The 23,113-nt window shown below is 64.5% G+C and carries 22 protein-coding genes; 7 read left to right on the top strand and 15 right to left on the bottom strand.

Annotated elements, in window-relative coordinates; translation table 11 throughout:
* Positions 1-66: 66 nt before the first annotated feature.
* From ACUSIJ_RS16530 to ACUSIJ_RS16505, 6 genes are all read right to left on the bottom strand, one after another.
* Positions 67-861 (bottom strand): ABC transporter ATP-binding protein, encoded by a 795-nt coding sequence (locus tag ACUSIJ_RS16530; protein WP_449309514.1) that lies wholly within the window; start codon positions 859-861, stop codon positions 67-69.
* A 7-nt stretch (positions 862-868) separates the two neighbouring features.
* The gene (locus ACUSIJ_RS16525; protein ID WP_449309513.1) at positions 869-1,891 is read right to left on the bottom strand and encodes an ABC transporter substrate-binding protein; all 1,023 of its coding nucleotides are present in this window, start codon (positions 1,889-1,891) and stop codon (positions 869-871) included.
* 52 nt (positions 1,892-1,943) lie between these two features.
* A complete protein-coding gene (locus tag ACUSIJ_RS16520) occupies positions 1,944-2,786 on the bottom strand; it encodes an ABC transporter permease (protein WP_449309512.1) in 843 nt (280 codons plus the stop codon).
* Between the two features lie 25 nt (positions 2,787-2,811).
* Entirely contained in the window at positions 2,812-4,155 is a 1,344-nt protein-coding gene (locus ACUSIJ_RS16515) for an LLM class flavin-dependent oxidoreductase (protein ID WP_449309511.1), read from the bottom strand.
* 289 nt (positions 4,156-4,444) lie between these two features.
* Positions 4,445-5,716, bottom strand: coding sequence for a beta-ketoacyl-ACP synthase II (gene fabF / locus ACUSIJ_RS16510; protein ID WP_449309510.1), 1,272 nt, complete (start codon positions 5,714-5,716; stop codon positions 4,445-4,447).
* 102 nt (positions 5,717-5,818) lie between these two features.
* Positions 5,819-6,238 (bottom strand): MarR family winged helix-turn-helix transcriptional regulator, encoded by a 420-nt coding sequence (locus ACUSIJ_RS16505; RefSeq protein WP_449309509.1) that lies wholly within the window; start codon positions 6,236-6,238, stop codon positions 5,819-5,821.
* A gap of 327 nt (positions 6,239-6,565) precedes the next feature.
* On the opposite strand from ACUSIJ_RS16505, the gene ACUSIJ_RS16500 reads away from it, so the two are divergent.
* Positions 6,566-7,588 (top strand): DUF3095 family protein, encoded by a 1,023-nt coding sequence (locus tag ACUSIJ_RS16500; RefSeq protein WP_449309508.1) that lies wholly within the window; start codon positions 6,566-6,568, stop codon positions 7,586-7,588.
* 118 nt (positions 7,589-7,706) lie between these two features.
* Positions 7,707-8,984 carry an MFS transporter gene (locus ACUSIJ_RS16495; protein ID WP_449309507.1) on the top strand — a complete coding sequence of 426 codons (1,278 nt, stop codon included), beginning with the start codon at positions 7,707-7,709 and terminating at the stop codon, positions 8,982-8,984.
* Positions 8,985-9,053: 69 nt separating this feature from the next.
* Here ACUSIJ_RS16495 and ACUSIJ_RS16490 read toward each other — a convergent pair whose 3' ends face one another.
* The 8 genes from ACUSIJ_RS16490 to lhgO all read right to left on the bottom strand — a co-directional run bounded on the left by ACUSIJ_RS16490 (position 9,054) and on the right by lhgO (position 17,971).
* Entirely contained in the window at positions 9,054-10,283 is a 1,230-nt protein-coding gene (locus ACUSIJ_RS16490; protein WP_449309506.1) for an MFS transporter, read from the bottom strand.
* Positions 10,284-10,387: 104 nt separating this feature from the next.
* Positions 10,388-11,203 carry an aspartate/glutamate racemase family protein gene (locus tag ACUSIJ_RS16485; protein ID WP_449309505.1) on the bottom strand — a complete coding sequence of 272 codons (816 nt, stop codon included), beginning with the start codon at positions 11,201-11,203 and terminating at the stop codon, positions 10,388-10,390.
* A gap of 33 nt (positions 11,204-11,236) precedes the next feature.
* Positions 11,237-12,442 carry an ABC transporter ATP-binding protein gene (locus tag ACUSIJ_RS16480; protein ID WP_449309504.1) on the bottom strand — a complete coding sequence of 402 codons (1,206 nt, stop codon included), beginning with the start codon at positions 12,440-12,442 and terminating at the stop codon, positions 11,237-11,239.
* Positions 12,443-12,459: 17 nt separating this feature from the next.
* Complete coding sequence (locus tag ACUSIJ_RS16475) at positions 12,460-14,151, bottom strand: ABC transporter permease (RefSeq protein WP_449309503.1); 1,692 nt, start codon at positions 14,149-14,151, stop codon at positions 12,460-12,462.
* A 95-nt stretch (positions 14,152-14,246) separates the two neighbouring features.
* Complete coding sequence (locus tag ACUSIJ_RS16470; RefSeq protein ID WP_449309502.1) at positions 14,247-15,356, bottom strand: ABC transporter substrate-binding protein; 1,110 nt, start codon at positions 15,354-15,356, stop codon at positions 14,247-14,249.
* Between the two features lie 269 nt (positions 15,357-15,625).
* Complete coding sequence (locus tag ACUSIJ_RS16465; protein ID WP_449309501.1) at positions 15,626-15,922, bottom strand: putative quinol monooxygenase; 297 nt, start codon at positions 15,920-15,922, stop codon at positions 15,626-15,628.
* Positions 15,897-16,766, bottom strand: coding sequence for a hydroxypyruvate isomerase family protein (locus ACUSIJ_RS16460; protein WP_449309500.1), 870 nt, complete (start codon positions 16,764-16,766; stop codon positions 15,897-15,899). The genes ACUSIJ_RS16465 and ACUSIJ_RS16460 overlap by 26 nt, the downstream gene beginning before the upstream one ends.
* A complete protein-coding gene (gene lhgO / locus ACUSIJ_RS16455; RefSeq protein ID WP_449309499.1) occupies positions 16,763-17,971 on the bottom strand; it encodes an L-2-hydroxyglutarate oxidase in 1,209 nt (402 codons plus the stop codon). Before lhgO ends, ACUSIJ_RS16460 begins: the two co-directional genes overlap by 4 nt.
* Positions 17,972-18,191: 220 nt before the next feature.
* On the opposite strand from lhgO, the gene ACUSIJ_RS16450 reads away from it, so the two are divergent.
* From ACUSIJ_RS16450 to ACUSIJ_RS16435, 4 genes are all read left to right on the top strand, one after another.
* Positions 18,192-18,866 (top strand): GntR family transcriptional regulator, encoded by a 675-nt coding sequence (locus tag ACUSIJ_RS16450; RefSeq protein ID WP_449309498.1) that lies wholly within the window; start codon positions 18,192-18,194, stop codon positions 18,864-18,866.
* 209 nt (positions 18,867-19,075) lie between these two features.
* The gene (locus tag ACUSIJ_RS16445; RefSeq protein ID WP_449309497.1) at positions 19,076-19,483 is read left to right on the top strand and encodes a cupin domain-containing protein; all 408 of its coding nucleotides are present in this window, start codon (positions 19,076-19,078) and stop codon (positions 19,481-19,483) included.
* 27 nt (positions 19,484-19,510) lie between these two features.
* Positions 19,511-20,503: an NAD(P)-dependent oxidoreductase gene (locus ACUSIJ_RS16440; protein WP_449309496.1), complete on the top strand. Its 993-nt coding sequence runs from the start codon at positions 19,511-19,513 to the stop codon at positions 20,501-20,503.
* 35 nt (positions 20,504-20,538) lie between these two features.
* On the top strand, positions 20,539-20,958 hold the full coding sequence (locus tag ACUSIJ_RS16435; RefSeq protein WP_449309495.1) for a carboxymuconolactone decarboxylase family protein: 420 nt from the start codon (positions 20,539-20,541) through the stop codon (positions 20,956-20,958).
* A gap of 154 nt (positions 20,959-21,112) precedes the next feature.
* Here the strand turns inward: ACUSIJ_RS16435 and ACUSIJ_RS16430 are convergent, their stop codons facing one another.
* On the bottom strand, positions 21,113-21,784 hold the full coding sequence (locus ACUSIJ_RS16430; protein ID WP_449309494.1) for a TetR/AcrR family transcriptional regulator: 672 nt from the start codon (positions 21,782-21,784) through the stop codon (positions 21,113-21,115).
* Positions 21,785-21,920: 136 nt separating this feature from the next.
* On the opposite strand from ACUSIJ_RS16430, the gene ACUSIJ_RS16425 reads away from it, so the two are divergent.
* The gene (locus ACUSIJ_RS16425) at positions 21,921-23,093 is read left to right on the top strand and encodes an HlyD family secretion protein (protein WP_449309493.1); all 1,173 of its coding nucleotides are present in this window, start codon (positions 21,921-21,923) and stop codon (positions 23,091-23,093) included.
* Positions 23,094-23,113: the final 20 nt, after the last annotated feature.

The raw sequence follows: 23,113 nt of genomic DNA, 5'->3' as shown, positions 1-23,113 counted from the left end.
GCGTGAAGAAAACGCGTTAAATCAAAAAGCCAGAGTCTTTCTGCGGTTCATTGAAACGTAGAAAGCCTAGTGCAGGCCGAACTCGTGCAGCAACGCCTCGCGATAGCGCGTGAACGCCGGAGAACTGCGGTCACGCGGGCGGGGCAGGTCGATGTCGAGGAGCTGGGGCGCGCGGTGCTTCTCCTTCGGCAGAACGAGCACCCGGTCGGCCAGATAGACCGCTTCCTCCAGATCGTGAGTGACCAGCACCATGGTCACCTGTTCCTCGTGCCAGATGCGGGTCAGCTCGTTCTGCATGGTGATCTTGGTCATGGCGTCGAGTGCCCCGAAGGGCTCGTCCAGCAGCAGGATCTCCGGCTGCACTGCCAGCGCGCGGGCGATGCCCACACGCTGGGCCATGCCCCCCGACAGCTGGCGGGGGAACGCATCGGCGAAATCGGCGAGCCCCACGAGGGAGATATAGTGCCGCGCCTGCGCCTCGGCCTCCTTGCGCGCCACCTTGCGCAATTCCAGCCCGAAGGCCACGTTGCCGAGCACATTGACCCAGGGCAGCAGGCGCGGCTCCTGAAAGATCATCGCCCGCTCCGCGCCGACGCCGCTGACCTTGCGGCCGCTGACCCGCACGTCGCCGGAATCGGCGGTCTCCAGCCCGGCGAGAATGCGCAGCAGCGTCGTCTTGCCCGAGCCGCTGGCGCCGACGATGACGAGGCTCTCCCCGGCGCCGACGGCGACATTCAGGTTGCGCAGCACCGCGACGTCGCGCCCGGCGATGCGGAAGGACTTGGAGAGATCCCGGATCGAGACCTCCCCCCGCGCGGACGCGGGGGAAGAGCCGGGAGTGGACTGTGCGGCGGCTGTCATGGTGACCTCAATTCGCCGCCTTCACGGATGCGGGCCGGAAGATGATCTCGGAGACATTGATCTTGCCGGCAGGCAGCGTCCCCTCGCGCGAGAGCGCCTCGACCCAGAAGTCCACATCACGATCCGTGATCGGCGCGCCGGGCTGCAGGCCGAAGCCGAGCCAGAATTTCGCCAGTTCGCCGTTTTCGCCGCGCTTGTCGAGAATCTCGCCGATCAGCTTGCGCGCCTCTTCCGGATTCTCGCGCGCCCAGTCCGCCGCACGGGTCGCACCCTCGACGAAGTAGCGGGCGGCCTTCGGGTGCTTCTCGGCGAAATCGCGGCGGAACACCACGAAGCCGCCGGCGAGTTCTCCGAGCACATCGGTGTCGGAGAAAATGGCCCGCACCCCACCGTTGGCCTCGAGCTGGCCGCCGAAGGTTGTCTGCCAGTAGCCGATACCGGCCACGTCGACCTGCTTCGCGCGCAGGGTCTGCTCGAGCTGCGGGCCCGGCACCACCACCAGCTTGGCGGAATTCTGCGGCAGCCCCTTCTGGTGGAAGGCCTCGCGGATCGTATAGTCCAGATGCGCGCCCAGCGTGTTGACCGAGATGGTCTTGCCCTGCAGGTCCTCCACGGCTTTGATCGGGCTGTCCTGCAGCACGTAGAAGATGCTTTCCACTCCCTTCTGGATGCCGTTGGAGGGATAGGCGATGAGGAAATCGTTGCCGCTGGCGATGGAGTTCAGCACCGCCGAGGTGGCGGCGGAGGCGAGATCGATGCTGCCTCCGGCAAGGCCGAACAGCGTCTCCGGTCCGCCGCCCGCAAATCCCTTGTTCTCCAGCTTGATGCCATAGGGCTCGTAGTAGCCCAGCGCCTCTGCGAGCTCGTGCGGGCTGACGCTGCCGCGATTGGGCAGGTGGCGGAAGGCATAGGGGTCGGACGCATCCGCCGGCGAGGCAAGGGTTTCGGCGAAAGCGGGTGCAAGGCCGGCGGCGGCGAGGCCGGCGGCGAGGAGGGCGGCCGCACCGAGCTTGCGGAAGGAGAAGGTCATGGTCGTGCCTTTCTGGCAGGGAGGACGGGAAATCGGTTCGGATGAATTCGGTTCAGACCGGGGTATTGCTCCACCGGCACAGCCGCCGCTGCAGGAGAACGATGCTGTAGTTGGCCAGAAGCCCCAGAGCCGCGAGCAGGAAGATGGCCGAGAACATCAGCGGGATCTGGAAGTTGAACTGGGCGTTCATCACCTGGAAGCCAAGGCCCTGGTTGGCGCCGATCATTTCGGAGGCGATCAGCATCAGCAGCGCCATCGTGGCCGACAGACGCAGGCCCACGAAGATGGACGGCAGCGCCCCGGGCAGCACGACCCGGCGGAACACCTGCAGGCGTGAGGCGCCGTAAACCCGCGCCATCTCGACGAGCTTGGGATCCACCTCCTTCACGCCGCCGATGGTGGACAGCAGCAGCGGGAAGATCGTGGCCCAGAAGATGACGAACACCTTGGACAGTTCCCCCAAGCCCAGCAGCAGGATGAACACCGGGTAGAGCGCCAGCGCCGAGGTCTGGCGGAAGAGCTGGAGAATGGGGTCCAGTGCCCGCTCCACCGCCCGGATCTGCCCCATGAACAGGCCGAGCGGAATGGCCACCGCCACGGCGGCGCCAAAGGCAAGCCCGGAGCGTTGCAGAGAGATGCCCAGATCCGCCAGCAACGAGCCCCGCGTCACGCCCTGCCAGAAGGAGGCGGCGATATCGTCCAGGGGCGGGAACACGGAGGGGTTAACCCAGCTCCGCGTGCTGGCCACCTGCCATAGCAGCAGGAAGCCCAGGAGCAGACCGTAGCGGGACAGGAAATGCCCGGCCCGCTCCAGGAAGGGCTGCAGCGGCTTCTGGCCGCCGGCCTCCTCGCGATCGAGGGCGGCGACGGTGCCGTTCACATCCTGAAGGCTCATCTCGTTCTCCTTCCGCTGCCGGCGCTCATTCCGCCGCCTGGACGACGGGGCGGCTCCAGCGGTTCTCCGGTTTGGGCAGGCCGAGATTCTCGCGCAGCGTCCGTCCCTCGTAGGCGGTGCGGAACAGGTTGCGCCGCTGCAGTTCCGGCACCACCAGATCGATGAAATCCTCGAGCGCGGTGGGCAGGTACGGCGGCAGGATGTTGAAGCCGTCGGCGGCCTCGTTCTCGAACCATTCCTGCAGCTCGTCGGCGGTCTGAAGGGCCGAGCCCACGAAGGTGTAATGGCCGCGCGCCGTCGCAATCCATGAATACAGTTCGCGGATGGTGAAGTTGTTGTCGTCGGCGATCCGGCGGATGAGCACCTGCCGGCTCTTGTTGCCCTCGGTTTCGGGAGCGGGTGGCAGGGGGCCGTCCAGCGGATAGTCGGACAAGTCCAGCGTGCCGCCGCTGAAGGTGTTCAGCAGCGCCACCCCGTCCTCCGGAACGATCAGATCGGTGAGGGCGCGGTATTTTTCGCGCGCCTCTTCCTCGGTCCGCCCGACGAAGGGGGCAAAGCCGGGCATGATGAGCACGTGGTCCGGATTGCGGCCGGCGGCCTTGGCGCGGCGCTTGATGTCGCAATAGAATTCCTGCGCGGATTCGAGCGTCTGGTGGGCGGTGAAGATCACCTCCGCCGTTTCCGCCGCGAGCTGGCGGCCCGCCTCGGACGAGCCCGCCTGCACGATCACCGGCTGTCCCTGGGGCGAGCGGGAGACGTTCAGCGGCCCCTGCACCCGGAAATGCCGGCCGTGATGGTTGATGGCGTGGACCTTGTCCCTGTCGAGGAAGCGGCCGGACGCCTTGTCGCGGATGAAGGCGCCGTCTTCCCAGCTATCCCACAGGGCCGTCACCACCTCCACGTATTCGCGCGCCCGCTCGTAGCGATCCGCATGGGAAGGCTGGCGGTCGAGGTTGAAGTTGCGGGCGGTGTCGTCACCCACCGTGGTCACCACATTCCAGCCGGCGCGGCCGCCGGAGATCAGGTCCAGCGAGGCGAACTTGCGGGCGGTGGTGTAGGGCTCCTCATAGGTCGTGGTGGCGGTGGCAATGAAGCCGAGATGGGTGGTGAGCGGCGCAAGCGCGGAAAACAGCGTCAGCGGCTCGAAGCCGGCTGCCTTGGCGTTGCCGCCTTCCTTGCCGCCGATCGCGACGGAAAGACCGTCGGCCAGGAAGTAGGCATCGAACAGGCCGCGCTCCGCAGTCTGGGCAAGCTGGCGGTGGAAGTCGAAGTTCACCGCCCCATCGGCCGGCTGGTCCGGATGGCGCCAGGAAGCGATATGCTGGCCGCCGCCGGGGAGGAAGGCTCCAAGTCTGATTTTGCGCGACATGTCAGGTCCTTATAACACCGCGTGCACTGGATCCCCGGACGGGGAAGCCGGGATCTACGGAGCGGGCCGGCACAGCCGGCGCTCCCGAGCTTCGGACGAGTGTTACAAAGCTGCTTCTCTTATGTCAATTAAATCTATGGACTAAATCTTAAATCGAGAAACGGCATTCCGAAAAATGATGTTAAATGATTGATATAAAAATAGTTATAGGCGATTTTGGCTGTACGGACGCCGGCGTGGCTGGTGCGCCTCTCGACGCGGGATCGCGAGGCCCGCAGCAAATGAGGCGTCAGCGCCGATATCGGCTAAGGACCAGGGCCGCGTTGACGCCTCCGAAGCCGAAAGCATTGGAGAGCACGTGCTCGACCGGAGCCCGCCGGGGCCCTCCCGCAATTAGGTCGAAGCCTTCCGCCTCCGGCATGGGGCTTTCGAGGTTGAGGCCGGGAGGCAGCGTCTGGTCCCGGAGCGCGAGGATCGAGAAAACCGCTTCGATGGCTCCAGCGGCGCCCAGCATGTGTCCTGTTGCGGACTTGGTGGAGCTGACCGGAACATTCCCGCCCCGAGGGCCGAAAACCTGTGTCAGCGCGGCGAGTTCAGCAGCATCGCCCACGGGCGTCGAGGTCGCATGGGCATTGACGTAACCGATTGCTTCCGGGGCCAGACCCGCCATGGCCAGGGCCATTCTCATCGCTCTGGCCGCCTCGCGCCCGTCGGGCCACCCGGCGGTGACATGATGCGCATCCGTCGTCGTGCCATAGCCCGCAATGACGGCCAGCGGTGTCGCCCCCCGCTTCTCGGCATGGCTCAGCCGTTCGATCACGAGCATGGCGGCACCCTCGGACAGGACGAAGCCGTCATGCGCCGTGTCGAAGGGACGGGAGGCTCGTGCCGGCGTGTCGTTGAAGCCGAAGGACAGGGCGCGAGCCGCCGTAAACCCGCCGATGGCGACCGGATCGACACAGGCTTCGGTCCCGCCGCAAAGCGCGATGTCCGCTTCGCCGGAGCGGATCAGCCGCATCGCGTCGCCGATCGCCTGGGCCGAGGCCGCGCAGGCGGTCACCGGCGCGCCGGAAGGGCCGTGGAACCCGTAGCGGATGGAGACCTGCCCGGTCGCGAGATTGGGAAGAAACGAGGGGACGACGAAGGGCGAGAGACGGCGGACGCCCGCGGTGCGGATGGTCTCGGCGGCGGCGGTGATCGCCGGGACGCCGCCGACGCCGGTTCCGATCACGGTTGCGGTGCGGCTTCCGTCTGCCGGGTTGCCCGGCCGCCAGCCGGCCTGCGCCAGTGCCTCGTCGCTCGCGGCCGTCGCGTAGTGGATGAAAAGGTCGCTCTTGCGCAGCTCTTGCGGCGACATGGCAGCTTCGGGATCGAAACCGGACGGATCATCGCGGCGGGAGGGCACGAGGCCCGCGATACGGCATTTCCAGCCTTCGGTCTCAAAGCGGGTGTTCCGTCCAATGCCGCTCTTGCCTGCCAGAAGGCGCTTCCAGCTTGCTTCGACGCCTGCTGCAAGCGGGGTGACCGCGCCCATGCCTGTCACGACGATCGGGTCCTGCATGCAAACCTCCAAATGTGAAGCCTTCAAGTGTAAAGCACCCAAGTGCATCTGCACTGTGCATATACACATTACAGGCGGCATACAAGCCCGGCGAGGCGGAGTTCACCCGTTGGCCAGGTGCCTGACGACGCGGAGATAGCTCTCCGTATCGTCCTCGGCGAGACCGGTAAGAAGCCCGGCTTGCGCTTTCTGCCACTCCTGCAGCAGGCGATCGAGCAACTGGTCTCCCGCCTCGGTGAGCTGGCAGAGCCTGACGTTGCCGCTCGAGCTCTCTCGGCGCACGAGACCTTTTCCCTCGAGCAGGTCGAGGCTTCTGGTCAGGCTGGTCCGGTCAAGCGAGACTCTCGCCGCGAGGTTGGCCACCGATTCCTTTGGATGGAAGCGGATCGCGGCGAGCAATGCGAATTGTTGAACAGTTACACCATAGGGTTTCAGCTTGGTGTCATAGCGCCGCAGGAGTGTCCGTGCGGCAGCCACCGTGTTCAGCACAAGGCATCGGGAAAGGGCGTCGGGCATGTTCATGGGCCGACCATGCGAGCGCTCTTCGCCGGGGTCAAGCGGAAGAGCGGGCGATCGGCCCCGGCTTCGAACGCGCGGTTCCCGCTGGCGCCCGACGTCGGCGAGTTGACCGGCGACCAGTTCGCCGAGATCCCGGCGCCGTCCGTCACGTGTTCGGCAGTGTGTCGGATCGCACAAGCCTGCCGCAGGGTTCCATGGCCGCGCGACTGGGGACGCCGGTGACGCGCGCAAGGCGCGCAATGGTGACCGCTGCGAGGCGCAGCGCTGGATATAATATGATAAGTAAGGATCAACCCACGCAGCGTGCGCAATCGCGGCACGGAGGCGACAATGGCTGAAGCAATATCCCGGCAGGCGCGAACCTATAGCGACTTCAAACGCCTTCTCGACTACGCGGCTTATGACGCGCTTCCCGACGATTGGCTGATCGGCGTGACCGACGTGGTCGATTCGACCGCTGCCATCAAACGGGGCGCGTATCAGGATGTCAATTTCGCGGGCGTATCGGTGGTTGCCGCCCTCGGCAATCTGCTCGGCAGCTACGACTTTCCGTTCACCTTCGCCGGCGATGGAGCGGCATTCGCCGTGCCGTGCCGGGCGCGCGCCGTGGCGACGTGCGCGCTGGAACAGGTCGTCGCATCGGCCAGCGCGGACCTCGACCTGGTCCTTCGCGGCGGACTGGTCCCGGTGCACGATATTCGCGCCAACGGGCACGATGTCAGAATCGCAAGATACGCTGTTTCGGACCATGCGGCCTATTCCATGTTCGCGGGTGGCGGGCTGAAATGGGCGGAGGCGGAACTGAAACGAGGGCGCTACGCGATCGTCCCGCCCCCCGATGCGTCGAAGCCGGACCTGACCGGGTTGTCATGCGAGTGGATGCCGATTCCCAATCGTCATGGCATTATTCTTTCCCTGCTGGTGGAGCCGCTGGAAGAGACGGTCAGCGCGATATTCACCGCCCTGGCGCGGCAGGTGCTCGCGGTGTTCGACGAGGACCTGCGGAGCGGCCATCCGCTGCCGACGACGGCGCCCGCGCCGAAAAGCCGGGACATACAGGTCGAGCCGGAGGAATGGCTTGAAATAGCCTCCCACTCCGACTTCCGGAAGTACGACGACGTTCTGCGGCTGACGCTCGACTGTACGGAAGAGCAGGCGAACATGGCCGAGGACATTCTGCGCGATGCGGCGGCGCGCGGCCATGTCAGATACGGCGCGCATCGCCAGACGCATGCCCTGATGACATGTTTGGTGCCGTCGGGCGATCCGAAGGCGCACCTGCATTTTCTGGACGGCGTGGACGGCGGATACGCGAGGGCAGCCGAGATGCTGAAAGCGGCGACACATCGTTGAACGGGACGAGCCTGCATCGCGCCCGCGGTCACACCGGCGGCCATGGTTCCCATTGACCATCCGCCGCTCTAGACTGACGGCCGATACTTGAGCCAGGGCCATCGAAAGATATCTTCATATGTCCAATCGGTATACGTCCGCCGCGCGGATCGAACAGACGGTCGATCCGCTTCGCAGCATACTTCTGTTCGGCGCGCCGCTTCTTGTGCTCGCGCTCGGGCACATGCTGTCCAACCTGTTGCGGACACTGCCGGCGATCGCCGCCGACGTGATCAGCGCCGATATCTCGGTTTCGCCGGAGACGCTGGCAATCCTGACCGGCGCCTATCACCTCGCGTTTGCCGCCGGACAGATTCCGGTCGGCATTGCGCTCGACCGCTATGGGGTGCGGCCCGTCGCGCTGACGCTCTTCGCCATCATCACTCTGGGCGCGACCCTTGCCGCTCTGGTCGGGGGCGCCGCCGGTTTCCTGATCGCGCAGATCATCCTGGGGCTTGGCTGCTGCGGCATGCTGCTTTGCCCGATGACGCTGGCAGCGAAGATGCTGCCGTCGACGCAGTTCGGACTGTGGTCCGGGTTGATTCAGGGCGTTGGCAACTCCGGCATGATCCTGTCGGCCAGTCCCATGGCCTGGCTCGTCGAGCAGCACGGCTGGCGCGCCGGATTCGGGACGTCTGCCGTGCTCGCCATCGTCATCGCCGTGCTGGTCCTGCTCTTCGTTCCGAACACGTTGTCGGATCGCACCGGCGAGAAACCCACGCTGCGGGCCGAGGTGCGCGAGGTCGTCCGCATCGGGCTGCTGCCCCGTCTGCGTGGGGTCATCATCCTCGCGTTCGTTTCGTTTGCCGCCGTGATCGCGATCCGCGGGCTCTGGGGCGGTCCCTGGCTGATGGAGGTCAAGCATCTCGGCCGCGTTGCCGTGGGCAATACGCTGATGCCGCTGACCCTGGCGCTGGTTGCCGGCCCGATGATCTACGGTATCCTCGATCGCCGCATCGGCCACCGCCGGGCGTTGATCGCCGCCGGCCACTGTATGGCTGGTCTTGCCCTGCTGCTCGTCGCCGCCGGCGGGCCTTCCGGCATTCTGTCCGCTTCCGTCGGGATCCCGGTGTTGCCGGCCGGCTACGACATGGCCGCATTCCTGGCATTTGGCGCCGCCATTGCGGTGCAGCCACTCCTTTTCGCGATGGGACGCGCCGCGGTTTCGCCCGACAATGCCGGCAAGGCGCTCGCGGCCGTCAACCTGTCCTTCTTCGGCGGCGCGGCCATCATTCAGGCTCTGACCAGCCCGATCGCGATGCTCTGGGGCCTGTCGGCCGTCATGATCTTCCTGGCCGCAACCCTGCTGGCCGCCACTGCCGCGTTTCTCGTTCTGACCAGAGGCGCGAAAGGATGAAGCCCTCGCGCCCATCGTCTATCGCGCCCATCGTCTATCGCGCGTTCCGGAGACAGCAGTGAACCATCTTTAGCTGGCCATCTTGGGCTGCTTCGGCTCCATGGTTTCAACGCGCAGCAGACCCGGGAAGAGCCTTACCCATAGCAATGCGACGGCCACCGTCCCCAGCCCGCCGATCACGACGGTGGGAACAGCCCCGAGCATCGCGGCAAACGTCCCGGCGCGGAATGCGCCGATCTCGTTGGAGGCTCCGAGAAACACGCCGTTGACGGCATTGACGCGCCCCCGCAGGCTGTCGGGCGTCCAGACCTGTAGCAGGGTGTGGCGGACATAGACGCTGACCATGTCGGCGCCGCCCGATACGACCAGCGCCGCAAAGGACAGGATCGGGTTCGTGGAAAACCCGAATACGGCGATGGCGGCGCCGAACACGGCGACCGACACCAGCATGATCTTGCCCACACTCCGGCGCAGCGGATGGGCGCTGAGGAGTATCGCGGTCGAGATCGAGCCTATCGCGGCGGCTCCATGCAGGACGCCGAGGCCAACCGGACCGACGTGGAGTATATCGCGGGCATAGACGGGCAGCAGCGCGGTGGCGCCGCCGAGCACCACCGCGAAAAGGTCGAGCGAAATCAGGCCGAGAAGCAGCCGTTCGCGCCCGATATGCACGAACCCGGCCAGCGCCTCCTGCCAGCCGCCCGAGACCGGCGCTCCCTGACGCGGCACCGGCGGAATCTTCAGAACCGAGAGACCCGCCAGCACGAAGAACGCAAACGACATGCTGTAGGCCAGCACGCCCGATATCGCATAAAGCGCACCGCCGATCATCGGCCCGGCGATAACGGCAAGCCGCACCGCGACCGAATTCAGCGCCACCGCCGGCCCCAGTTCGTTCTGCGGCACGAGATTGGGGATCAGGGCAAGCTGCGCGGGTCCGATGAACGCGCGGGTGGCCCCGAATATGACGAGGACGAGAAACATCGGCCAGGTGACGGACATGCCCGACAGCGCGAAGGCACAGAAGATCAGCGCGCACCCTGCCTGCGCAGCCGCGCACAGCAGCATGATCGCGCTGCGGCTATGGCGATCGGCCACCGAGCCTGCCGTCAGCACGAGCGGTATGTAGGGCAGGAACACGGCGAGCCCGGCCAGCCCCAGGTCCAGCGAGTTCCGCGAGATGTCATAGATCTGCCAGCCCACGGCGACGGTCTGTACCTGGATCGCCGCACCGCTGAACATACGCGAGAGCAGGAAATGTCGAAATCCGACGTGGCGGAGGACCGGAAACCTGCTCATCTCGCGTCTGCTTCTGACTGTTCAAGGCTGGATGCGGAACACCAAAAAAGTGGGGCCTCGCGCGCGGTCCCACTTCTCACACCTATGCATGGTCTGGACCAGATTCAGTGGTCCACAAGTTCGGGCTCTTCGTCGGGGTTGAGCCCCCTGTAGAGCGGGCGTTCCATAAACGCGCGCATCTTGCGGTATTCCGGCTCATAGGGCTTCCTGAACCGGTTGACGCGGCTGACCGGCTCGATCCCGGCACGCAGGCGCAGATCCACCATCATCTCGCAGGTCTTGAAGCCGAGCGCGAGCGCATCCAGCAGCGGAACGCCGTTGGCAGCGACCGACGCGTTCGTCGCGTTGGTGTACATGCTGGCTGCCAGCGTGGCGGTCAGGATGATGACCTCGGCGCCGTCCTCCTTCACGCAACGCTCGGCCATGGCATTGACCGTGTCCACCACTGTCTGCGGGGCCGTGATGTTCTCATAGAGCTTGCGGCCGGGAATGTTGAGCGCGCGCACCGACGCGAGCTTGTGACCATAACCGTATTGGCGCGCCACCGTCTCCATTCGGGGGATGGTGTAGTCCGTCGCCGTCACGATGGAGAACTTATGGCCCATGGTGCAGGCGATGTGGCCGGCGGCTTCGAGGGTGCCGCTCACCGGAATGTCGACCAGCTCACGCGCTTCGAGCAGGCCGGGGTCCGAACCGCAGGCGATAAGGACGCCGTCATACCCCTTTTCCTCCGCAGCCATGATGCGCTCGAGGGCGGCGGAAATCGCGTGATGGCGAAAGAACTCGTGATGGACGTGGGTAATGGGATAGTCACCCTCAAGGTTCTCGAAGTCCACCTCGGTATCCGGCCGCGCGATCTTCCGGCAATGCTCCAGTTCCCGCGATTTGCCCGCATAGGGCTTCACGATCAGTATTCTCAAGTCATTCTCCCCTTGTATAATAATATTAGATAGTCAACGAGCAAAGGCGTGACAGTTTTCAGGCGCCACTTGCAGATCAACCGGCGCGCCCTTGCCGAGCACGTCGCCGATCGATCCCTCGACCTTGATTTCCTGGCCCCCGGCTCCTTGGACGGTATAGTCGATAAACGAGCCCAGGAAGGCCGCGGTACGGACCTCCCCGGTAAAGGCGTTGTCTCCATGCAGCTTGCCGGGCGGGGCGATCGTGACCTGATCGGCGCGGAATGTCACGGCGCAGGCGCCGTCCTTTGTCGGACTTTGCTCCGAGCGCCATTTCGCCTTCAGCACCAATCCGCCCGGTCCCTCGATTTCGACCTGCCCGGGTTCGGGTATCGATCGGACATGGCCGGTGACGACGTTCGAGTAGTTGAGGAAGGTCGCCGTGAATTCCGTCCTCGGGTTCAGGAACACCTGCTTGGGCGATCCGGTCTGCTCGATGTCGCCGCGGTTCATGATGATCACGTCATCGGAAAGGGCGAGCGCCTCCTGCTGATCGTGTGTCACGAAAATGGCGGTAAAGCCGAGCTTTGCCTGCAGGAGCTGCAACTCGGTCCGCATCCTTTCACGCAGATTGGCATCGAGGTTCGAGAGCGGTTCGTCGAAGAGCACGATGCTCGGCTCGTGCACAAGGGCGCGCGCCAGGGCGACGCGCTGCTGCTGCCCGCCGCTCAGCGCCGCCGCCGGCCGCTTGGTCAGCTCGCCGAGCCCGACGAGTTCAAGGACGCGCTGCGTCCGCTGCTCGACCTCGGCCCTGGGCATGCCGCGGATGGCCAGAGGGAAGCCGACATTGCCGCCCACCGTCATGTGCGGCCAGATGGCGTAGGACTGGAACACCATGCCGATGTTGCGCTTTTCAGGCTCCACGAACCGGTTCGCCTCGTGATCGTACACAACCTCGTTGCCGATGACGATGCGGCCGCCCGTGGGCACTTCGAGCCCGGCGATGCAGCGCAGCGTCGTGGTCTTGCCGCAGCCGCTCGGACCAAGCAGCGTGACCGTCGTTCCTTTCCTGACCTTGAAGCTCACCTCGCGCACGGCGACCACCGAGCCGTAGGCCTTGGCCAGTCCTTCGACCCGCACCGGATAGTCGACCAGGTTCTGCGCAGCGTCCGTCGAGACGCCGCCTGCGGCCTGCTGATGGTTTGCGCCCCGGGCACGCCTGTCCCGCACGGGATCAAGCGTGGTGTCCTTGATAGACATTTCTGGTTCCTCCGAAATCAGATCCGGCTACGCCGATCTTCCCAAATGTTTGACAGGGTGCGAATGATGGCCACGCAACCGAGCAGGAACACCGTCTGCATGATGCCGAAGGCGCTCGACACCCCGTAGGCCTCGTAGTCCATGAGCCGGATCAGGGCGATGGAGAGCGTTTCCGTGCCATAGGTGAAGAGCATCATGGAGGCGCTCACCTCCCTGATGAATGCGACGAACATCAGCAGCCACGTGGCCACCATGCCCGGCGCGACGAGCGGAAGCATGATCTTGACCATCGCCTGGCGCCAGTTGGCACCGGACATGCGCGCCGACTCGTCGAGCTCCGTCGACACCGCAAGCACCTGGGACTCGAGGTTGCGGAATCCCGTCGGCAGGAAGTTCACGATGTAGGCGATCATGATGATCCATAGGGTGCCGTAAAGCGGTGACTGCAGATAGGCGATGAGGAAGCCCAGGCCCAGCACGATCCCCGGCACGGTGAGCGGAAGAAGCGTGAGCCAGACAACGCCCTCGCGCCCCGGCAGACGCGTCCGTCGCACGACCAGCGCCATGATCAGGCAGATGAACACGGATATCGTCGCCCCCACCGGCGCGATGAACATGCTGTTGAAGAAGCCGCGCTGCGCCGTCTCGTCGACGAAGAGCACGCGGTAGTAGTTCATCCAGGTAAACCGGCTGAAATCGATCGTGCCGGTCCACGCGTCGGCGAACGACACGATCAGCAGTGCAACGAAGGGGCCGAGCACCAGCAGGAGGTAGAGGCCGTTGAGGCCCACGGCGAACCAGCCGAGCATCCCGAGGTTGATGAGCCGCGGCTTGTAGCCCTTGCCCGTGACGGTGGTGAAATGCCGGCCTCTGAGGATCCGCATCTGCAGGATCGTCAGGATGACGACGAAGATGAAGAGCGCCGCGCTGAGGATGGCTGCCGTGCCGTAATCGGTGGGGTAGTCCGAAACATAGCGGTAGATGAGCGTCGAAAGCGTATGCACGCGGCCCGGAGTTCCCAGCAGCAGCGGCACGCCGAAGATGCCGGCGGCGGTCATGAACACCAGCATGCACGAAGAGGTGATGGCAGGGGCGGACAGCGGTATCGTGATGCGGAGCGCGGTCTGCAGAATGGAGGCCCCCGACGTGCGGGCGGCCTCCTCCAGCGAGGCGTCCATGCTCTTGAGGCTGCCGAGCGTGAAGAGATAGATGTAGGGCGTGTAGAAGATGCCCAGAACGAGGGCCACGCCCCAGATGCTGTAGATATTGAACACCGCTCCCCCCGTGATCGGGGCAAGGAGCGTATTGAGCATGCCGCTTCGAGGCGCCGCCACGACCTGCCAGCTCAGGGCGCCGACGACGCTGGAAAGATAGAACGGGATCATGTTCAGCGGCTCGAAGTACCGCTTGAACGGCATGTCCGTTCTTGCGTTGAGCCACGCGAGGCTCACGCCCAGGAACGCGGCCAGGACAACGGCCATGACGCTGATGGCGATGGTATTGTAGATCGCCCTGACGATGAGCGGAGACGTGAACACATTGCGCAGGTTCTCTACGTTCACTCCCGGCCCGTGAAAGAAGGCCTGCACCAAAACCGCGAGCAGCGGAAACACCACCGTGGCAGCCAGGCCGGCATAGATGATCGTCATCACCAGCATGCCCGACGCATGGTTCGGCGCCAGCCGGGAACGCGGTTTCGCGTATGTCATCGACGCTGTGCTCACAAATTCCTCCCTTGCCGTCCCCTCTGGCGGAACAACCGCAAGCAAAGGGCGCGCAAACGTTGGCGCGCCCTCTTGCGTTCCTATTCGCCGAGCCCTGTTCGGACGAACATGTCGCGGAACTTGGCCAGCGTTTCCAGCGAGCCGTCGACATCCCAGTCGAACTCCGCGACGGGTGTCTCTTCCCAACTGGTCAGCAGTTCGCGGTTGATCGATTCAATGCCCGGGCGGCCGTAGAACATCAGTACACCCGCATCCATGCGGATCTGCGCGCCGCGCGCGGAGGCCGCAAAGTCGATGAACAGTTTGGCGGTGTTCGGATTCTTCCCCTTCTTCATGATGACCGGCGCGAAGGGCAGCATGACGATGCCTTCCTTCGGATACATGACCTTGACGTCCACGTTGCGCTCCCAAAGTGTCTGGGCGTCCTTGGCGTGGCTCATGAGGCTGATCGGGTATTCACCCGAGCCGACCCAGTCGCGGCCCTGGGCCGAACCGCCGCGCAGCACCGGCTGCACCACTTTGGCGAGCTCGAAATACCACTCTTCGCCCATCGCCTTGAGCCAGCCGATGCCGGCGGGCGAGTTCGAGGTCGAGCCGGGGATGTTGGGAATGGACGCCAGGCCGCGAATGCGCGGATCGATCAGATCGGCGAGACTCTTGGGCTCGAAGTTCTCGACGCCGTGCTTGGCAAGCCCGGAGGGGCTGTAGATCGGCGTAAAGAAGTGGCCGTCGGAAACCCAATAACCTTCCTTCGACAGTCCTGCCTGCTTCGAGAGCGTGTATTCCGCGTGATATGGCGAATGATATTCGAGCAGTTCGCCGCGATTGAGCAGATCGGTATACCACGCCCACGCGACCGTCCAGATGATGTCCGGAACGTCGCGATTGGCGGACAGGAGCTGCTCCGTCTGCGTGACGATGAGGCCGGAATCCTGATAGGAATACTCTATCACGTGATCCTGCAGGCCGTAGTGTTTCTTGAAGCCCTCGATCAGTGCCTGACCGTGCTGGGGCTCGATGAAAAGGCCCAGCCATGACAGCCGGCCCTCTTTCTTGGCACCGTCGATCAACTGCTGCACCCGCTCGATTTCGGCGGGATCCTTCAGCTCGGCAATCGCCGGCGGCACGTTCTGCGCGAATACGCCTCCGGTCGATACGCCGAATATGCAAGCCGCTGCGAACAGCGACAATCGCCAACTCCTCATGAGTTCCTCCTCCCGTTGTGATTAGCTTCCAATTGCGCCTGTGCCGTTGTTCCACCGGCCTTCTGACGGCTTTGACGTTCGATATCTTGCTGCCGCAGGCACGCAGCCAACGCTGCGTTCATCGGGTCGCCTCTGTCGGGTCCAACCCTTTGCTTGCCCAAATGCCCAAGATTACTTTGTAAGGCGCACCTCCTTATGTCAACTATTTTGTCAACAATAATGGCGTCAATCGTCGTGCCCCTTTCGGAGCCAGACTATCTGGTCTCCACTTTGGCCGGTGCAATGATCTCGACATGCCGTTTTTCAATGAAACCCGACGAGATCTCGCGCCAAGTCTTCATGTGCGGCTGGTTGAAATGGGCGGCGAGCGCATCGTTATCGGCCCAACGCTCGACGAACTGCCAGCGTTCGGGGTCGCTCAGGGAGACGAACAGCTCATAGGATAGACATCCCGGCTCTGCCCGCGTTGCGGCGACGACATCGGCCGCGGGAGCGGCCAGCGCCGCCGCGCCGCCCGGTTTCAGATCAATACTGGCGATTACATACAGCATCCTGACGCTCCTCCTTGACGGACCGCGCAGCCGGTCCCCACAGGCCGATGGGCCAGCGCTCCCGCCAGCCCAGTCCTTCCATCGTCGTGTTCACCGGGCGATATTCGCATCCGATCCACCCCGCATATCCGAGCCGCGCAGTGGTCGCGGCCACGGCGGTCCAGTCGATGACGCCGCTGCCGGGCTCTCCCCGACCTGGCGCGTCCGAGATCTGAAGGTGAGCGACATCGGGAAAGACCGCGTCGAGGGTTTCCCCGACGTCGAGGCCGGACATGTGGCAGTGATAGACGTCGAACAGCAGCCCGACCGATTCCGGGCGTGCGGCGCGCATCCTGCATTCCAGCAGCAGGTCGTGCGCCGCCCGGTAGTCGGACAGGACATAGCCCGGCACGTCCGACCGGTTGATCGCCTCGATGAGGATCCGGATATTGTCCGGCGCAGCCTGATCCGCCGCCCAGGCGAGGCTCTCCGCCAGGCTTTCGAACGCCTTGTCCTGCGCATCGCCGGCAACACGCCCGCAAAGGATATGGATCTTCGGACAACCCGTCATCCGGGCATACCCGATGGCCTCCAGCACGGACCGGCGGTAGTCCTCCCGCCGGTCCGCGAGGCAGGCAAGCCCCGCCTCGCCCCCCTGCCGATCCCCGGACGGGGCGTTCAGGAGAACCAGGGAAACGTCGTGGTCCCGCAGTATCCGCCCGAGTTGCGCAGCCGGCACCTCATAGGGGTACTGCACCTCGACTGCTGAAAACCCCGCCCGGGCCGCCAACCCGACCCGCCCCTCGAGCGCAACCTCCGTGAACATTGTCGAGATGTTGGCGGCAAAAGCGGGACCATTGCTCATACGTGAGAGACCTCTCCCATTTTGGCGACTTCGTTGGCGATCATTTCGCCGATCGGCATGGCCGACGTCGCCGCCGGTGAGGGGGCGCTGCCCACATGGAGCGTCCGCGGCGACTTCAGGAACAGGAAGTCGTGAAGCAGCGTGCCGTCTGCGAGAACCGCCTGCGCCCTTATGCCCGACCGGTAGGGCAGCAGATCCGCCATCTGCAGCTCGGCGCAATATTTCCGGCATTCGCGCAGGTAGATGTGCTTGAAGAGCGAACTGGACATCTCGCCGATCGCGGATTTCCAGTGGTTCCTGGCCACCCGCCAGAAGCCGGGAAAGGTGACGAAGCTCCGGACATCGCCGGCGTTGAAGGAAAACCTGCCATACCCCTCGCGGGCGAACGAAAGAACGGCGTTCGGGCCGATGGTCAGTTCGCCGTCTATGGTGGGGGTCAGATGGATGCCGAGAAACGGCAGCGACGGATCGGGCACCGGATAGATGAGGTGATGCACCAGGTCTGCCTTTTCGGGCCGAACCTTGTAGTATTCGCCACGAAACGGAACGATCCGGAAGTCGACCTCTATCCCCGAAAGCTTGGCCAGCCTGTCGGCTTGCAGGCCGGCGCAGAGCACGAGCTGCTGCGCCACCCATCGGTCGTTTCCGCATCCCACCTCCACCCGGTCGGGCGTCTCGGCTATGGCGTCGACCTCGACGCCGAGAACGATCTCGACGCCGGCGGCGGCCAGAAGCTCTCCGAGCACCGCGCAAACCTGCGTGTAGTCGACAATGCCGCTGCCCGGCACCAGCAGGGCGGCCTTGCCGCGAATAGTGGGTTCGAGCGTGCTCAGTTCGCGACTGCTGATCCTCCTGACCGCGATCTCATTCTTGCCGGCGTTGACCTCGAGCGCATCGAGGCGCTCGACCTCGAGATCGTTGGTCGCGACCATGAGCTTGCCGCGCAGGTCGTAGGCGATGCCATGGGCGTCGCAGAATTCCCGCGTCACCTGCGCGCCGCGGCGGCACAGCGTCGCCTTCAGGCTTCCCGGCTTGTAGTAGATGCCGCTGTGAATGACCCCGCTATTGTGCCCGGACTGATGTTGTCCGAGCGCCTCTTCCTTTTCGAGCAAGACGATGCGGGCGTCGGGATGACGCTTCACCAGCTCGTAGGCCGTCGACAGGCCGACGATCCCCCCTCCGACAACGCAGAAATCATAGCTCATATTGCCTGGAACCTTTTTTGCGCCCAAAGAAGATGAGCTGCAGAGCCGTCCCTCTCGACCGTTTCATCCGACGGCCCGAAAGCACCCTTCTTCTTTCAGGATTTCGTGTGTCGCCAAAATTGTCAACAAATTTGTTGACGAATATATTGGTGTTGTGAAATGTTAGCGCATACTAGGCTGCAGCCAACCCGCAAGCTATCGCCAGCCCGAAGGAGAAGCCATGGCACTCTACTACGCACCATCCGGCGACAAAGCCCGGCCCGAGGAGATGGTGATCGCGGAACTGCAGCGCGACATCATGTTCGGCAGGTTGCGCCCGAGGGAGCGGCTGGTCGAGGCCGATCTCGCCGAGCGCTTCGGCGTCGGCCGCCATGTCATCCGGACAGCTTTCGATCAGCTGGTGCGTGACGGACTCGTGGAGCGCCGCGCCAACCGCGGGGTCATCGTCTACGACCGCAAGACCGAAGAGGTCGAGCAGCTCTACGAGATGCGCGAGATTCTCCAGCGCGCTGCCGCGGAGCGCGTGCCGCTGCCCGCCGCCCCCTCGCTGATCGAGAGGCTGAAGGAGATCAACGCCCAGTGCCGCGCTTATCTCGCCGACGGCGCCCTGACCGACGTGGCGGCCGCGAACGACAAGTTTCACAACACCATGTTCGAGGCCTGCGGGAACAAGTTTCTGGCCCAGAGCATCGAGGAATACTGGCTGAAGACAGCGGCCACCCACTGCTATGCCATCGGCGTTCCCAATCTGGCCCAGCAGTCGCTCGACGAGCATGACGGCATGATCGAAGCGCTCAAGTCGGATGATCGAAAGTTGCTGGTCAAGCTGTGCATCGATCACATGTATCCGGCGCTGAAAGCCTACAAGGCCGCCCACGGCGGCTGGGGCGCCTAAAGCAATTTCAGCAAAATCGGGAACCGGTTTTGCGTCCGGAATTGCGTAAAAACAAAGAGATATAGAGTATTTCCCCGTTTCAGCGAAAAGGAGAAATACTCCAGTCACCAACAGCCTCTGGAGCGCTTTACGATCAAATGGAATCATTTGATCGATAAGAATTCGCTCAAATGAGAGGGGCAAGAATTCACTTTGTCGGGAGGACGAGAATGGCGATCAAGAAAGTCGTCAAGGTTGCGGACGTCAGGCAGATCGATCGGGGAGGGGGCATCACCACCGTGCCGCTGATCACGGTGCACTCGACGCCGGGCGCCAAGATTACGACGGGCATGAGCACCTATCCGCAAGGCCAGGGCGCGCCGTTTCATGTCCATAATTGCGATGAGCAGGTCACGCTGCTCGAGGGCGTGGGCGAGGTGGAGATGGACGGCGTGATCACGCCGCTCGTACCCTACGATTCCACCTACATCACTGCCGGCGTGGTCCACGCCTTCCGCAACACCGGCTCCGAACCGATGCGCATCCTGTGGATCTACAACACGGATCGGGTCACCCGCACCTTTGCGGGCAGCGATGAGGAAGTCGAGCACCTGTCCGCCAGGGACCTGATGGGCTGAGGCCCGATGGCAGAAAAGAAACCCGCCATGCATACCCCCACAATACTGCTGACCGACCCGCTTGTGGCGTCGGTCATGGATCTGGTTCGATCGCAGGCGCGCATCATCGAATGCAGCGTGGGCGACGCGGCGGCGTTCCGATCCGCTGCGGCTGAAGCCGAGGCGATCATCGTGCGCTCGCCGTTGCCCGACGACATCTTCGACCATGCGCCGAACATGCTGGCCGCCGTCCGGCATGGCGCCGGGTTCGACATGATCCCGGTCGAGAACGCGACGCGCAACGGCGTGGCTGTCGCCAACGTGCCGGGCGCCAACAGTTCGGCCGTCGCCGAGCATGCCATCGCCCAGATGATACGCTTCAGCCGCCTGCTGCCCCTGCTCGAAGGCAAGGTCAGGGACCGGGCGTGGAACGAGGGGCGCCGGCTGGCCGCGGGCGCGCGCGAGATCGCCGGGCGGACGGTCGGCATCGTCGGCGTGGGTGCGGTCGGCACGGCGTTGGCGCGCATTTGCAGCCAGGCCTTCGGCATGAGCGTGCTCGGCTACCGGCGCAACCTCGCCGACATGCCCGCCTTCGTCGAAGGCGCTCCGCTCGAGGATCTGTTCGCCCGCAGCGATTTCGTCGTCCTGTGCTGCCCGCTCACCAGCGAAACGCGTGGCCTCGTCGACGCCGGCCTGCTGAACCGGATGCGTCCGGACGCGGTGCTGGTGAATGTCGCGCGCGGCGCCGTCGTCAACGAGGCCGACCTCATCGACGCGCTCACCGCCGGGCGCATAGCCGGAGCCGTGCTGGACGTCCTGGCCGACGAGCCGCCGGCGAATGACAATCCCCTGCTCGATCTGCCGAATGTGATGCTCACGCCTCACTCTTCCGGTGTTTCCGTTCAAAGTGCGGAACGCCTGGGAAGGGGCGCGTTTCATGAAGTCATGCGCATCCTGTCCGGGGAGAAACCCACGAACCTGGTCAACCCCGATTGCTGGCCGCAACTGGAGCGGCGGCGGCGGACGATACTGAACGCATAACCTAAATGTCAGTTGGAAAAGGGAGGAGAAGTGACATGACCGAGAGTCCCGCTGAAGTTGCCAAGCGTTTGGGCGGCGACCGTGGCTATACCTACCCCGAATGGGAGTTCCTTGCGGAGAAGGATCCTGAATTCCTCGATGCCTACAATCGCCTGTCGGGCCTCGGGCTCCTGCATGCGGGCGTTTCCCGTGACGACAAGGCCCTGCCGGCGAAATATCGCGAACTCGTCGCCATCGCGGCGATGATCGGTCAGGCGCGCATGTGGGGCGTCAAGCCGCACATGGAACGTGCCCTGCGCGAGGGCGCGACGGAAAAGGAAATCCTCGAGGCGCTCGAAGCCGCGCTCATCCCGGTCGGCTCGCCGCCGTTCCGTCAGGCCATTAATATCCTGATGCAGGTGACCGGCTGGAAGCCGGTATCGGAACGCACGGGCGAGAACACCGCCGCCGAGTAGCCCCTTCCACCGGGAGCGGCGTGGCAATGACGCAGCTCCCGGTCATCACTCCCAAAGCATATCCATAGTCACTAGCTGGCTCTAACCGCTGTCGAGGCGCACGTTCGACAGGCGCAGCCGGAGTGCGTCGACCGGCACATCGCCCGGTTTTCTCTCAGTCAGGCCGAGGACGTGCCGGCATGTAGGCGGCGAGGAAGACCCTGACGGCGCTCGCCACCGCGGCGTCGATCGTCTCCTGGGCCGGCATCGCCGCGCCGCCGAAGAGCAGCGCCTTGACGATGTTGCCCTGGCACAGGTTGAAGAACTGGAATGCGGCGGTCTCGCAATCGTCGATTTCGAGGCGACCCAACCGGGTCTGGTCGGCGAGCAGGTCGGCAAGACGCCTGCCGCCGGTGCACGGGCCGGTCTCGAAGAAAGCCTGGCCGATGCGCGGAAACTTTTCCGCCGCGCCGATCACCAGACGTATCAGCCGGATATGGTCCGGCTGCACCATCATGGTCATGAACGACGTGCCGATCCGGCGCAGCAGGCCCTCGACGTCGGCGTCCTTGGGATCGAACTCGAACAGCCGTTCCGCCGATTTGCTGCGGTCCGCCTTGACGAGCGCCTGGAAGAGCTCCTCCTTGCTGGCGAAATGAGCGTAGATCGTCGCCTTGGACACGCCGGCGGCGCGGGCGATCTCATCCATGCTGGAGCCGTCGAAGCCCCTGTCGAAAAATACACGTCGCGCGCCGTCGATGATATCGCGGCGTTTCCTCGACTCCGTCTCCGCCCGCCCGTCCGTCGCAGGGGGCTGATCAGCGGTGCTGCCCTCAAGTGTACTCATCGATGCCTCTCCGCCTCCGAATAAGGCGCCATGAAGGCCCTGTCAAAATATTTGACTAAACCGTTCAGTTTGATATTGTCGCCATGATCGTAAAACTGAACGGTTTAGTCAAGCCCACTTTGAAGAGAACGAACAGATGGTCCAGGCAGGCAATGCACACGCGCAGCCGCAAGGGGGCAAGGTGACGTCCCTGCGCGGAAAACCACAGGTCGAGGCCGTTCCGGATTCGGTTTCGGACGCGGTTTCGCCCGAACCCCCGCCTCCAAGGCGCGGTCGGCGGCGGCTTATCGTGTTCGGCGTTCTGGCGGCGCTGCTCGCCGCCGGCGCGTGGTACGGTAACGAGTGGTGGCATGTCGGGCGTTTCCAGGTTTCGACCGACGACGCCTATGTCGGTGCCGATACCTCCGTGCTCGCCGCCAAGGTCGGCGGGTATGTCGTCGGCGTGGATGTCGCCACCAACCAGTGGGTGAAGGCGGGGGAGGTGATCGCGCGCATCGACGACGGCGATTACGGCCTCGCGCTGCGTGCGGCGCAGGACAAGATGGCCACGCAAGAGGCGGCGCTCGGCCGCTTCGATGAGCAGATCAGGGCCGGGCAGGCCGAAGTCGATCGGGCGCAGGCGCAGCTCGTCGCGGCGAAGGCGGAACTGACCCGCGCCAGCGTCGAGTTCGACCGCCAGAGTCAGCTCGCGCGCTCCGACTACACCAGCCGCGCGGCGCTCGACAATGCGCGCGCCGCGCGTGACAAGGCGCAGGCGAATGTGGACGAGGCGACCGCCGCGATCGCGTCGGCGCAGGCCGCCATCGCGGTGCTCGAGGCGCAGCGCAACGAGGCTGCCCGCCTGCTCGATGAGTATCGTACCGCGCGCGACCGGGCGCAGCGCGATCTCGACTTTACCGTGGTGCGCGCGCCGTTCGATGGCGTCGTCGGCAACCGGGCGGTGCAGGTGGGCCAGCTCGTGCAGCCCGGCAACCGCCTCGTGGCGCTGGTGCCGCTCGATGCCGTCTATGTCGACGCGAACTTCAAGGAAACCCAGCTCGGCCGCATCCAGCCGGGCCAGAAGGTGCGCATCGTGGTCGACGCCTATCCGGAGGAGGATTTCGAAGGCACGGTGCAGAGCATTGCCCCCGCTTCCGGCTCCGTGTTCAGCCTGCTGCCGCCCGAGAACGCCACCGGCAATTTCACCAAGATCGTGCAGCGCATTCCCGTGCGCGTCGCGCTCGACCCGGCGGCGACGGAGAAGCACGAACTGCGTCCCGGCATGTCGGTCACCGCGGTGGTCGATACCCGGACCGGCGGTCACTCGTGACGACCGGGGAGGGGGTCGTG

It is taken from the genome of Pseudochelatococcus sp. B33 (assembly GCF_053570585.1).
The sequence above is the reverse complement of the archived record's forward strand: the minus strand, read 5'-3'. Positions and strand labels throughout refer to the sequence as shown.